Genomic DNA, 13,014 nt, shown 5'->3' on the forward strand with positions numbered 1-13,014 from the left:
GCCTTACCACCGGTATTTCAGGGTGCCGGTCATGTTGCGGCCCTGGCCGAGATAGCAGAAGCCTTCGTTGCAGACGGTGTCGCGTTCGTCGGCAATGTTGCGGATATTGAACGCTGCCGTCAGGCCCTCATATTTCTTGTCCACCGCGCCGAAATCATAAGCGGCGGATGCATCGATGTAGAAGCTCGACGGATTCTTCGACGTATTGGCTGTATCTGTCCAATTCTCGCTGACATAACGGACACCCGCGCCGACCGAGAGGCCATGGAAGGGGTTGGTTTCTTGGAACGTGTAGTTGGCCCAGAGGCTTGCGACATGCGAGGGTGTCAAGGCTGGCGTATTGCCCTCGTTTACACCACCTCCCGTCACTTCAGAATGGTTGTAGGTATAGGCCGCGATAAGATCCCAGCCATCGGCGACTGCCGCGCGGGCTTCAAGTTCGATGCCCTTCCCAGTCACTTCACCGATCGATCCATAGGCAAACCGGAGCGGATCGACCAGCACCGGCTTGTTCTTTTCGACGATGTGATACGCGACGGCCGACAGGAGGATGTCGGAGCCCGGCGGCTGGTATTTCACACCGACCTCGTACTGTTCACCCTCTGTCGGCGCCAGGATCTTGCCGGATTGCGACCGATTGTTCACTGGATCGAAAGAGGTGGCATAGGAGACGAAGGGAGCAATACCGTTATCGAAGAGGTAGAGCGCACCGGCTTGCCAGGAGAAAGCATTCTTGTCGACCTCCTCAGAGCTGACCGTGGGCAAAGTCGCATCTCGCGTCTGGTTCACCCAGGTCTGCCGGCCGCCTAGGTTGAAACGCCAGTTTCCGATCTCCATCTGGTCCATGGCGTAGATGCCGACCTGCCGCATATCGGCCTCTGAAGCCAAGATATTATAGTCCGGCGTAACGCCCGAGACGCCATAGGTCGGATTGGCGATATCGAAGTCGAACGCCGGATCGGCGGCTCCGGCGCCATAGCCAAAGCTCGACTGGAGATTGGTGTAGTCGAGCCCGAACAACATCGTATGGGCAAGCGGGCCTGTATCGAATTTCGCCTCGAGCTGATTGTCGACCTGGAAAAGGTTCATTTCGTCCCGGATCGCATTCGTGCCGCGATGCGCGACGGTCCCGCTCCAGCCGGTAACACCGAGATAGCGAGCCTCCAGATCGAGATGCGAGTAACGCAGGTTCTGCCGGAAGGTCAGGCCGTTGTCGAATTCGTGCTCGAACTGATAGCCGATCTGCTGTTGCTTTACCTTCTGGTAGTCGTAGTCGGGATCGCTCGCCCTGAGTTCGTGGATCCTGCCGTCCAAGGAGATCGCGCTGACGTTGGAGTCGGTTTCGTCCGATTGCGCCAGACCGTACACTGTGAAGGTCGTGCCTTCGTCAGGCCTCCAGGTAAAGGACGGCGCCAGGAAATAGCGGTCGTCGGCAATATCGAAATTGGTGTCGCCACGGCGGGCAAGGCCGACGATACGATAGAGAAAATCGTCGTTGCCCTCACTGATCGGCCCGCCGAAGTCGAACATCCCCTGCAGCCGATCTTCAGTGCCGTAGGAAATGCCGACCTCGCGGATCGGCTCCTCGGTCGGAAGCTTCGATATCTTGTTGACGAGGCCGCCCGGCGATCCCGCACCGTAGAGAACGGAAACCGGCCCCTTGATCACCTCGACGCGCTGCAGTTGATATGGATCGGTGCGGAACATCCCGTAATTGATATAGGGTTGGCGCAGGCTGTCACGAAAGTCTCCGACCGTGGTGACGTTGAAGCCGCGGATGTAAATCTGGTCGAAACGCGGATCGAAGCCGTTCGGGCCCGTCGTCACGCCGGCCGAGTAGCGCACGGCCTCGATGATGCTCTGGGCGCCACGCTGCTCGATTTCCTTCTCGGTTGTGACCGAGATCGAACGCGGCGTCTCGACGAGCGGCGTGCTGATCTTGGTCGCGGCAGAACTGTTCTTGGCGGCAACGGACGTCCGGTCCGTCTTGCTATCAGAGGATGCACCTTGAATGACGATCGGCTCCAGTGCCGTCGCGCCGGCATCTGCGGACGCGCTCTGGGCTGAAGCCGGCGATGCCGCCATGCCGATCAGGACGATCGCTGTCGTGACAAATAGGCTATCTCTATAAATTCGCGATACATTATTAGAAACATTCAAAAAAACACGCGCCATTGCTTGGTCCCTACGTCACGGATGCGGGCGGAACCTATGGAGCGAAATTGGCTCTGTCAACATAAGATGATTGTTTTAGTCACCTTTTAATCGATAAAATTGCTGCGTTCGACGCTCCCGAACAGGTTGCACTCAGCATCGAGCCCGTAACGTTCTGTTCGGGTAAATTGCCAACGGAGGCGGTTCTATCGTGCGAGGGTTCAAGTGCGGACCGAGACGACTGTCAATCTGCCGGTCTCGATGGGGGCGAACCGTAAATTCGGCCTGGCGCAGGTGAGACTTTGAACCGATGTGACACACCTTAACAACATACTGTCGTGAAGTGGTCCAAAATCATTAGGGCAAGCATATCGTCTTTTGGGGCGGAATTCGCGGCTCGTCTTGCCGCCGGTCGTCTGCTCCCTAGATCCGACACATGGATACCGAGCGAACCACAGCTCCTATCAAACCGGTAAGGGCGTCTTCGCGGAAACCTCTCCAGAGGTTGAGCCCGGCCATTGTAGAGCAGGTCGAGCGCCTGCTCGGTGGACGCACGCGTGATATCCGCCTCAATGGGGAACTAGCCCAACTTTTTGGCGAACGGTCCTGGCCGCGGACTGCCAAGATCATCCGCGCTTGGGTGGTTTGGGTTATCGTGCTCGACGTCCTGACGTTGGGCCTCAACGCGATCTTGCTTCCGACCGAAACCGTCATGTCGATGCTCTGGCCAGCGTCCATCCTTCCCCCCGCGGCTCTTGTCGCCGCGATAGCCTTCCTGCGGCCGCATGCTTTGTGGGTGCAGGGAGTTTTCCTCCTCTCGGCTGTTTTTCTCATCCTCCTGTCGGTCGCCTTGGTAGGCGTTAACACCGGTGGCGAGTTTTATGAGCGGCATTTGACCATCATGCTTTTTGTGGCCGTCACTGCCATTATCATATTTCCCGTTCCACTCGGTTGGGCGATGGCGATCGGTGCTGCTGCCCTCGGTATCTACCTTGTGTTTCAGCTGCGCAATCCGGGCATCGAAGTGGGAAGTGCTCTGGCCGGGACGCTGTTTTTCGCAAGCGGTGTGGCTGCAACCGTCGTTGCCCGACGCACCGCAACCATCTTCGCTCAGAAGACTTTCTTGCTCGAGTTACGAGATCGAAGTCGCCTCGCGGAGCTTACCGACGCCAATTCCCAGCTGGAATTGCTGGCACGGACCGATCCGCTGACGGGTGTCGCCAACCGACGCTCGATGATGGAAACGCTCCATTATTTCTGGAGCGAGGATCTTAAACGAACGAGCGGTGCGGCGATGCTGATGTGCGATATCGACGACTTCAAGCATCTCAACGATAATCTCGGACATGCCGAAGGCGACCGTTGCCTGGTGAAAGTTGCCGGCATCATTCAGAGCAGCATGAGAGACGAGCGGGACCAGGTCGCCCGGTACGGAGGCGAAGAATTTCTCGTCTTTCTCCCTGGCTCCGATCAACAAGAGGCCGGGGTGATCGCTGAGAGAATTCGCAGCCGAGTGGAAGCTGCGTCTCTTCCAAACCCCACCTCCCGTGTCGTTCCTTATGTCACTGTCAGCATTGGAGTGGCCACGATGATACAAGACAGCGAGCTTGTGTCAGCAGAGCACATGCAACGCCAAGCGGATGCGGCGCTCTACCTTGCTAAAAAGACCGGCCGCAACCGTGTGGTGATCCATGCCCCAAAAGTCGACCAAGCCTCGGACTAAAGCCCTTTAGCTATCCAAGAACGACTGCCTTAAACAGCCGCAAGCTGGGTCTTGTCTCAGCTCTCCCAGCTTGACCATTTGACAGATATCCTACAAGTCGATATGCAACATCGAACTTATCGGCGATGCGGGAAAGTGACCGGGGCATGACATTGAAATCGATGAAGCCGCTGACGCGCGCGCCTCTGTTGCATGTCTCCGTGCAGGAAAGTCTTCGCGCCTATATCGACGACAATGGCCTGGCGCCCGGAACCCTGCTTCCGGCTGAGGGAGAGCTCGCCACCCAGCTCGGCGTCAGCCGCAATTCGCTGAGGGAAGGCATCAAGGCGCTGGAATCGCTCGGCGTCTTGGAGACGCGGCGCGGTGTCGGCATTTTCGTGAAGGCCTTTTCCTTCGAGCCGCTTCTCGACAACCTCGCTTACGGCCTCGGCGGCGCCCTGCGGCAGATCGAGGAGGTCCTCGAAATCCGGCGTACGCTGGAAGTGGGATTGATCGGCAAAACGATCGACGTGATCGGCGAGGAGGACATCGCCGAGCTGCGCGCCACCGTCAATCGGATGCGCGCCCATGCCGAGCGGGGCGAAACCTTTGCGGAAGACGACCAGCTGTTCCATCGGCTGCTGTTTCGCTGCCAGGACAATGAAACGCTGGTGCGGCTGATCGATGTCTTCTGGCTCGCCTTCTACAAGGCGTCGGATTTCGTCAATCTTGAAAATGCCGATCCGATGGCGACGTGGCGCGACCATGCCGCGATCGTCGATGCGATCGAGGCAAAAGATCTGGAGGAGGCGCGCAGACGCCTGGATCGTCACTACGAGGGCATTGCCCGGGTGATTGCCAACAACAAGACAAGTTCAAACGTGGGAGGAACACATGAAAAGACTGTCTAGACTATCCGTTATTGCGCTTGGCGCCCTGCTGTCGACGGCTGCCGTTCCGGCTCTTGTCGTTTCGGGCGTTACAGCTGAGGCTCAGGCAGCCACGCTGTCGGGCGGCTTCGATGTCGGCCCCGGAGGCTTCCAGGGCAACTTCAATCCGCTCGCCGCGACCGCCGGCTTCACCTGGCTCAGCGTCTACTACGAACCGCTGATCACCTATGACGAGAAGCTGCAGAAGGTCGTCGGCGCGCTGGCAAGCTCCTACGAGGTCAGCTCCGACCAGATGACCTACACGTTCAAGCTGACGGACGCCAAATGGCATGACGGCAAGCCGTTCACCGCCAAGGACGCGAAGTTCACCATGGGCCTTGCGATGGATGCGAAAACCGGCTCGGTGCTCGCTGCCCGGCTGAAGGGCATATCGTCCGTCGAGACGCCGGACGATCGCACTGTTATCATCAAGCTTAGCGCGCCGAGCAGCAGTTTTCCCGACACGATGACCAAGGTGATGATGCTGCCCGAGCATGCGCTCTCCTCTATCCCGGCCGACCAGCTGGCGAAGAACACCTGGTGGTCCACAGCTCCGATCGGCACCGGTCCGTTCAAATTCACCAAATACGTCTCGGATCAATATGTCGAACTTGCCGCAAACACCGATTATCGCGGTGGCAAACCCGCACTCGAACGCGTCATCAATCGCTATTTCGCCAACCCGGCCGCAGCGATCGCGGCGCTGAGATCCGCCGAAATCCAGTTCACCTATGTCGATTCCAACGACGTGCCGACCTTCAAGGACAACAAGGACTTCCAGGTCATCGAAGGCAACTCTTTCGTCGTCAACTATCTCGGCTTCAACCACGATTCCCCGCTCTGGAAGGATGTGCGCATCCGCCAGGCGGTGATGTACGCGATCAATCGCGATGCCATCATCCAGAGCCTCTATGGCGGCGCGGCCAAGCCTGCCAATTGCGCCTATGTCGCCGAACAGCTGATACCTGAGGGCATCGACAACTATGCCTATGATCCCGAGAAGGCCAAGCAGTTGCTGACGGAAGCCGGCTGGGACCAGATCAATGGCGGCAAGCCGATCACGCTTCTGACCTATTACACCACGCCGCTGGCGACCAACGTGCTTGCAGCAGTCCAGGCGATGCTGGCCCAGGTCGGCATCAACGTCGTCCCGCGCGCCGTCGATGCGCCGACCTATAACAGCATCGTGCTCAATGCGACGCCGGATATTGCCCAGTTCCAGTTGGTCTATGCCGGGCTGCAGAACGGGCCGGATGGCGGAAGCATCAATGTCGGCCTCAACGAGAAGCAGATCCCTCCGGCCGGACCGAATGTCGCCAGGGTTCGCATGCCTGACCTCACCAAGGCGCTTGATAGTGCCTTGGCCGAGCCCGACAGCACCAAGCGGGATGCCGCCTACCAGGACGTCTGCAAGGTGATGAACACGAACCTGCCCTGGGCGACGCTCTGGGTGGCAAACCGCTACGGCATCGTTTCGACCAAGGTGAAGGATTTCGTCTGGACACCGGCGCCGGGCGGCGGCCCCTACCAGGCCAACCCGCAGAAATGGTCGATCGCCGAATAGGCGGTTTCCGGGAAAGCCTTGAGGGTGGCTTCGGCCACCCTGACAAGACGGATGAACCATGCTCCAATACAGTCTCAGACGCCTGGTCATAGGAATAGGCATGCTCGTCGCCCTGAGCATGCTGATCTTCCTGCTGCTGCGCCTGACACCCGGCGACCCGATCGATGCCTATATCGATCCGAACCTGCCGATGTCGCCGTCAGACCTTGCCGATCTGCGCAGAAACCTCGGGCTCGATCAGCCCTTGCCGGCGCAGTATCTGGGCTGGTTGCAGCAGGCGCTGACCGGCAATCTCGGCTATTCGATCAAGCGTCTCGATCAGCCGGTTCTGGGCCTAGTGCTGTCACGGATCGGCCCGACAGTGCTCTTGATGGGCACCGCACTTGCCTTTGCCATCGTCGCAGGCATCACCTGCGGGGTGATCGGCGCCGTCCGCCGTAATTCGCTTGCCGATCTCTCCTTGTCGGTGGTTGCGCTTGCCGGCATTTCGAGCCCGGCCTTCCTCAGCGCGCTGATCGGCCTTTATATTTTCTCCGTCCGCCTGCACTGGATGCCATCAGGCGGCATGCTGACGCCGGGCGAGGAATTCTCGCTCGGCGACCTCCTCCATCATCTGATCCTGCCAGCGGCACTTCTGTCTGTCGCGCAAGCCGCATTGATCATGCGTTACATGCGCGCTTCGCTGCTCGAAGTCCTGAACCAGGATTACGTGCGCACGGCCCGCGCCAAGGGCGTTCGCGAGTTCTGGGTCATCACCAAGCATGCCTTGCGCAATGCGCTTCTTCCGATCGTCACGCTGATCGGCTCCACCATCGGGCTTGCAATCGGCGGCGCCATCTTCATCGAGAGCGTCTTCAACTGGCCGGGCATGGGTCTCTTGCTCGTCGATGCCGTGCAGACCCGCGACTACCCCGTCATCATGGGGGCGACGCTCGTCATCGGCACCTGCGTTATCGTCGTCAATCTTCTGACCGATATCACCTATGCGGTCGTCGACCCGCGCATCAAGGTGAGCTGATCATGCTGGCACGCTTTTCCGAACGCCGCAGCCCCGGTCCACTTGCCCGCGCCTTCAGTCGGTTTCTGCTCAACCGCGCAGCCGTTGCCGGCGTCTGCATTGCCACGCCAATGCTGCTGCTGATCCTCTCCTATCCGCTGTGGTGGGCTTTCCGGGCGAACGACATCGATCTTCTGGCCATGAATAGCGGCCCGACGGCAACGCACTGGTTCGGAGCCGACGGTGTCGGCCGCGACGTCTTCGCACGCGTGCTCGAGGGCGGCCGGATTTCGCTGCTGGTCGCCGTCGCATCGACCGCGCTTTCGGCGGTCATCGGTTTTCTCTTCGGGGCAATCTCGGCGCTGGCGGGACGCTGGACGGACGCCGTCTCGATGCGCTTCGTCGATCTGGTGATGACCCTGCCGCCCGTCATCTTCCTGCTTGTGCTCGCCTCTATCGCCGGCACAGGCATCTGGCCGACGGTGCTCGTCATCTCGCTGCTTTCCTGGCCGCTGCTTGCGCGCATGATCCGCTCGCGGCTTCTGGAATTGCGCGAACGCGACTTCGTCATGGCCGCCCGCGGCATGGGCGCCGGCATCGGACATCTGCTCTTTCGCCACGGCCTGCCGAACTCGATCGATATCCTCGTGGTCTATGCAACGCTGCAGATCGCCAATGCCATCCTGCTCGAGGCGGGGCTGTCCTTTCTCGGTCTCGGCATCGCCCCACCGGCAGCAAGCTGGGGCAACATGCTGAACGCGGCCCGCTCGACAGCCGTGCTCGAACAATATCCGTGGCAATGGCTCTTTCCCGGCGCCGCGCTGATCCTTGCCGTCCTGGCAATCAACTTCATTGGCGATGGCCTCAGAGATGCCTTCGACCCGCGTGCCGAACTGAATTGACAATCGAAAGAAGCGAAAATGACCAAATTCAAGGGTGTCGTCCCCCCCGTCGTAACACCGCTCAATCCGGATCTCACCATCGACTACCCATCCTATACACGCGTGCTCGAGCATCTGATCGATGCCGGCTGCCATGGTGTATTCGTGCTCGGTTCGACGAGCGAGGTGATCTTCCATGATGAAAAGACCCGGCGGGACATCATCGAACATTCGGCCAGGGTGGTGAATGGCCGGGTGCCGCTGATCGTCGGCGTCATCGATCCGACCACGGATCGCGTCATCGCCCATGCGAAGATCGCAAAGGCCGCCGGCGCCGATGCGGTCGTGGTGACGGCGCCATTCTATACGGTCACCAGCCAGTCCGAGATCCTCGACCACTTCCGTTATATCCGTGACGCGGTCGACATTCCGCTGGTCGCCTACGACATTCCGGTCTGCGTTCACGTCAAGCTGCAGCGCCAGACCGTGGTCACGCTCGCCAGGGAAGGCGCCATTATCGGCCTCAAGGATTCCAGCGGCGACGATGGCAACTTCCGCTATGCGCTCCTCGACCTTGCCGAACAAAAAGACGTCTTCCTGATGACCGGCTCCGAGATCGTCGTCGACACCGCCCTGCTGATGGGCGCCCATGGCGTCGTTCCCGGTATCGCCAATGTCGATCCGCACGGCTATGTCCGCCTTTGGGATGCTGCCCAGCGCGGCGACTGGGTCGCCGCGAAGAAGGAACAAGAGCGCCTCTGCCGCCTGTTCGAAATCGTCTGGGTCGCGCAGGGCCGTGTCAGCGGCGGCGCAGCCGGCATCGGCGCCTTCAAGACCGCCATGCGCAGCCTCGGCATCATCGATTCCGCCGTCATGCCGCGGCCGCGTGCCTCCCTCAACGATGCCGAAACGGCGCGGATCAACGAGATCCTGCGTGCAACCGGCCTGCTGAACTGAGCCGACTGATGGAACAGACCGCCGAACCCGTACTCGACATCAAGGGATTGCGAACGATCTTCCGCATCCGCGGCGGCGAGATCACGGCGGTCAACAATATCGACCTGACCGTTGCCGCCGGCGAGACGCTTGCGCTCGTCGGCGAATCCGGCTCCGGCAAGTCGGTCACCAGCCTGTCGGTCATGCGGCTGCTGACCCGCAACATCGGCGTGATCGCCGCAGGCAGCATCCGCCTTGCGACGAGCGACGGCGTGGTCCGCGATCTCGTCTCGCTCGATGAAGAGAGCATGCGCAGGATCAGGGGCGACGACATCGGCATGGTGTTCCAGGAGCCGATGTCGAGCCTCAATCCCGTCTTCACCATCGGCGACCAAATCGCCGAGCCGATCCGCATCCATCGCGGTGCCGACCGCAAGGCGGCGATGAACGCGGCCGTCGCGTTGCTTGAAAGCGTCGGCATACCGGACGCCCGACGCTGTGCCGGCCAATATCCGCACGAACTCTCGGGCGGCATGCGTCAGCGCGCCACGATCGCCATGGCGCTCGCCTGCGATCCGGCCCTGCTGATCGCCGACGAGCCGACCACGGCGCTCGACGTGACGATCCAGGCGCAGATTCTCGACCTGCTCCTCAAGCTGCAGCGCGAACGCGGCATGGCCATGCTCTTCGTCACCCACAATCTCGGCGTCGTCGCCGAAATCGCCCATCGCGTTGCGGTGATGTATGCCGGCCGGATCGTCGAAGAAGGGCCGGTCGGCGAGGTTTTCCGCAATCCGAAGCATCCCTACACGATGGGCCTTCTCGCCTCGATGCCGCGCCTTGGCGATGCGGCACGGATGAAACAGGCCGGCGAAAAGCTCGCCGCCATTCCCGGCATGGTCCCGAGCCTGATGAACATGCCGAGCGGCTGCGCCTTTTCCCCGCGCTGCAAGTTCGCGATCGATGCCTGTCGCGCTGCCGTTCCCGCGCTCGAACAGGTCAATCCGCAGCATCGCAGCCGCTGCATCAGATGGCAGGAGATCTAGATGAACGCACCGCTGCTCTCCGTGCGCGACCTTTCGAAACATTACACCTCCCGTGGCACGCGGCTGAACATTCTTGAGGGCATCTCCTTCGATATCGGCAAGGGTGAAGTCGTCGGGCTTGTCGGCGAATCCGGCAGCGGAAAGACCACGATCGGGCGTTCCGTCCTTCGCCTCGTCGAACCGTCGTCCGGCAGCGTCCGTTTCGACGGGACGGAACTCACAGCGCTTTCCGCCTCCGCGCTCAGACGGCAACGGCCGCGCATGCAGTATATTTTCCAGGACCCCTTCGCCAGCCTGTCGCCGCGCATGACGATCGGCGAGATCCTGACGGAAGGCCTGAAGATCCAGGGAATCGGCACCACCCGCGACAGGCTCGAGCGGGCGCGGTCGGCCTTGGCCGAGGTCGACCTGCCCGCCGACGCAATCAATCGATACGCGCATGAATTTTCCGGTGGCCAGCGCCAACGCATCGGGATTGCCCGGGCGTTGACCTTGTCGCCCGAATTCATTGTCGCCGACGAGCCGGTCTCGGCGCTCGACGTGTCGATCCAGGCGCAGGTGATCAACCTGCTGCGCGACCTGCAGCAGCGGCTTGGCCTGACCATGCTGTTCATCTCGCATGACCTCGCCGTCGTCGAATATATCTGCGACCGGGTGATCGTGCTCTATCTCGGCCGCATTATGGAAATCGCGCCAAGTGCCGAGCTCTATGCAAGACCGCAGCATCCCTATACCCGCGCGCTTCTATCGGCGATTCCCTCGCCCGATCCGGATGCCCCCCGTAACAGGCAGATCCTGAAGGGCGATATTCCAAGTCCGGCCAATCCGCCGAGCGGATGTGTTTTTCGCACGCGCTGTCCGAGCGCGCTCGATGCCTGCGCCGGCGCCGTTCCGCAATTGCGGGAAATCGCGCCCGGCCAGTTCAAGGCCTGCATCCGCGACGACCTCAACTGATCCGTCATCCATCGGGGAAAAACAGATGAATGCGAAGACGCGCCGTCCCGCCATCGGCGGAAATTGGGCGAGCCTGCTTCTGCCGATCGCAGCCGATGACAGCATCGAATTCGACAAGCTCGGCGAAGAGATCGACATCCTCATCGATGCCGGCGTCGACGGTATCTATTCGAACGGCACTGCTGGCGAATTCCACAATCAGACGGAGGCGGAGTTCGACAGGATCCAGGCAATGCTGGCCGAACGCTGCAAGGCATCTTCAACGCCATTCGTCATCGGCGCCTGCCAGCCCGACCCGCTGATCATGCTCAATCGCGTCCGCCGCGCCGCCGTGCTCGACCCCCGCGCCATTCAGGTCATATTGCCGGACTGGTGGCCGCTTACCGATGCCGAAGCGATCGACTTCCTGACACGAACGGCCGAGGCTGCCGACGGCATTCCGCTCATCCTCTACAACCCGCCGCATGCAAAACGGGTGCTGGCGCCAAAGGAGCTCGGCATGGTCTGCGCAGCCGTGCCTGAGGTGATCGGCATCAAGCTCGCCGATGGCGACGGCTCCTGGTATGCCGAGTCGCGTCTGTATCTGTCCGGGCTTTCGCTCTTCGTCCCCGGCCACCATCTCGCAACCGGCACCAAGGAAGGTGTGGCAGCAGGCTCTTTTTCCAACGTGGCCTGCCTTAGTCCCCGCGGTGCTCAGACTTGGACGGTCTCGATGCGAAACGATATCGACGCCGCACTCGATCTGGAGCGACGCATCTGCACGTTTATGGACGCGCATATCGTCCCGTTTCGCCAGGAATTTGGCTATTCGAATGCCGCTCTCGACAAGCTTTTGAGTGCGATCGGCAATTGGGGACCCGTGGGCACCCGTTTGCGCTTTCCCTATCGCTCGATAGACATGGCAGAAGCGGTCAGGTTGGGACACATCGCACGCTCCAAACTCCCCGATCTTTTCCCCTAGCTCAAAGAGCGGGCTTGGCACGAAGCAAGCTGCGTTGGCTCGCCTTGATGGGCGTCGAACCGAAGAGACAAGGTCCGATATGGCGCAGAACGAAAAGCTCTACCATCCCAGCCGGGCCGATATCTTGCTGGAGGCCTCCTTCAGCAGAACGATGAAGCGGTCGACATCGCTTTTTTGCGTGCGGAAGGCCGGGGCGCCGACATTCACCGCGGCGATCACGGATCCGTCGAATGCCAGAACCGGCACTGAGACGGAGACGAGTTGCTCGCTGACTTCACCATAACTCACACAAAATCCCTGGCGGCGGATCTTATCCAATTCAGCAACCAGCTTGCCACGATCCGTGATCGTGCGCTTGGTCAGCCGCGGCAAAGTCTCGGGGATCATTTGCAACTGCACCTGGGGCTGAAGATAGGCGAGAAGCACCTTGTACGAGCCGGCCGTGAGCGGCCGTCTTCGACCGATCATCGCCTGCACCCGCAAGTCGCGCATCGGTTCGAACTTTGCAATGCACAGGGATTCGCCATTGTCGATGATCCTGAGCTGGGTCGTTTCGTTCGCCTTCTGGCCGACTTCTTCAAGAATAGGATTGGCTATTCGCACCAGATCAACCTGTGTCGAGGCAGCAGTCCCGAGAATGATCGCAGTCGTCCCCAGCCGATAAGTGCCCGTATCGCTCTTCCGCACCAGGCCGCGCCGTTCCAGTGTGCGTAACATGCGCAAAATTCTCGGCTTGGTTTCCCCAAGGTTCTGCGCCACCTCAGTCAGCCTGATATCCGGGTTTTTGGCGACATTCAGCAATACGTCGATGCAGACATCAACAGATTGCACAATATCGCCTTTTGATGGTTGTCTTTTGTCCATGGGACCAGAATTTTCTCCGCGACCAA

At 60.4% G+C, this 13,014-nt stretch carries 11 protein-coding genes; 9 read left to right on the forward strand and 2 right to left on the reverse strand.

Features of this window, described 5'->3' with window-relative positions; translation table 11 throughout:
* Positions 1 to 3: 3 nt before the first annotated feature.
* Positions 4 to 2,175, reverse strand: a complete 2,172-nt coding sequence (locus GR198_RS11895; RefSeq protein WP_164023446.1) for a TonB-dependent siderophore receptor — start codon at positions 2,173 to 2,175, stop codon at positions 4 to 6.
* A gap of 415 nt (positions 2,176 to 2,590) precedes the next feature.
* On the opposite strand from GR198_RS11895, the gene GR198_RS11900 reads away from it, so the two are divergent.
* The 9 genes from GR198_RS11900 to GR198_RS11940 all read left to right on the forward strand — a co-directional run bounded on the left by GR198_RS11900 (position 2,591) and on the right by GR198_RS11940 (position 12,124).
* Positions 2,591 to 3,877, forward strand: a complete 1,287-nt coding sequence (locus tag GR198_RS11900; protein WP_164069015.1) for a GGDEF domain-containing protein — start codon at positions 2,591 to 2,593, stop codon at positions 3,875 to 3,877.
* A gap of 146 nt (positions 3,878 to 4,023) precedes the next feature.
* Positions 4,024 to 4,767, forward strand: coding sequence for a FadR/GntR family transcriptional regulator (locus tag GR198_RS11905; protein ID WP_003550551.1), 744 nt, complete (start codon positions 4,024 to 4,026; stop codon positions 4,765 to 4,767).
* A complete protein-coding gene (locus tag GR198_RS11910) occupies positions 4,751 to 6,349 on the forward strand; it encodes an ABC transporter substrate-binding protein (protein ID WP_164069016.1) in 1,599 nt (532 codons plus the stop codon). The genes GR198_RS11905 and GR198_RS11910 overlap by 17 nt, the downstream gene beginning before the upstream one ends.
* 58 nt (positions 6,350 to 6,407) lie before the next feature.
* Positions 6,408 to 7,367 carry an ABC transporter permease gene (locus GR198_RS11915; RefSeq protein ID WP_164069017.1) on the forward strand — a complete coding sequence of 320 codons (960 nt, stop codon included), beginning with the start codon at positions 6,408 to 6,410 and terminating at the stop codon, positions 7,365 to 7,367.
* 2 nt (positions 7,368 to 7,369) lie between these two features.
* Positions 7,370 to 8,248, forward strand: a complete 879-nt coding sequence (locus GR198_RS11920) for an ABC transporter permease (RefSeq protein WP_164069018.1) — start codon at positions 7,370 to 7,372, stop codon at positions 8,246 to 8,248.
* 18 nt (positions 8,249 to 8,266) lie between these two features.
* Positions 8,267 to 9,184, forward strand: a complete 918-nt coding sequence (locus GR198_RS11925; RefSeq protein WP_164069019.1) for a dihydrodipicolinate synthase family protein — start codon at positions 8,267 to 8,269, stop codon at positions 9,182 to 9,184.
* An 8-nt stretch (positions 9,185 to 9,192) separates the two neighbouring features.
* The gene (locus GR198_RS11930; RefSeq protein WP_164069020.1) at positions 9,193 to 10,209 is read left to right on the forward strand and encodes an ABC transporter ATP-binding protein; all 1,017 of its coding nucleotides are present in this window, start codon (positions 9,193 to 9,195) and stop codon (positions 10,207 to 10,209) included.
* Entirely contained in the window at positions 10,210 to 11,163 is a 954-nt protein-coding gene (locus tag GR198_RS11935) for an ABC transporter ATP-binding protein (protein WP_164069021.1), read from the forward strand.
* A 25-nt stretch (positions 11,164 to 11,188) separates the two neighbouring features.
* Positions 11,189 to 12,124 carry a dihydrodipicolinate synthase family protein gene (locus tag GR198_RS11940; RefSeq protein WP_164069022.1) on the forward strand — a complete coding sequence of 312 codons (936 nt, stop codon included), beginning with the start codon at positions 11,189 to 11,191 and terminating at the stop codon, positions 12,122 to 12,124.
* 99 nt (positions 12,125 to 12,223) lie between these two features.
* Here the strand turns inward: GR198_RS11940 and GR198_RS11945 are convergent, their stop codons facing one another.
* Positions 12,224 to 12,988, reverse strand: a complete 765-nt coding sequence (locus tag GR198_RS11945; RefSeq protein WP_164069023.1) for an IclR family transcriptional regulator — start codon at positions 12,986 to 12,988, stop codon at positions 12,224 to 12,226.
* Positions 12,989 to 13,014: the final 26 nt, after the last annotated feature.

Source organism: Rhizobium leguminosarum (assembly GCF_010668065.1).
GTDB lineage: Bacteria > Pseudomonadota > Alphaproteobacteria > Rhizobiales > Rhizobiaceae > Rhizobium > Rhizobium leguminosarum_S.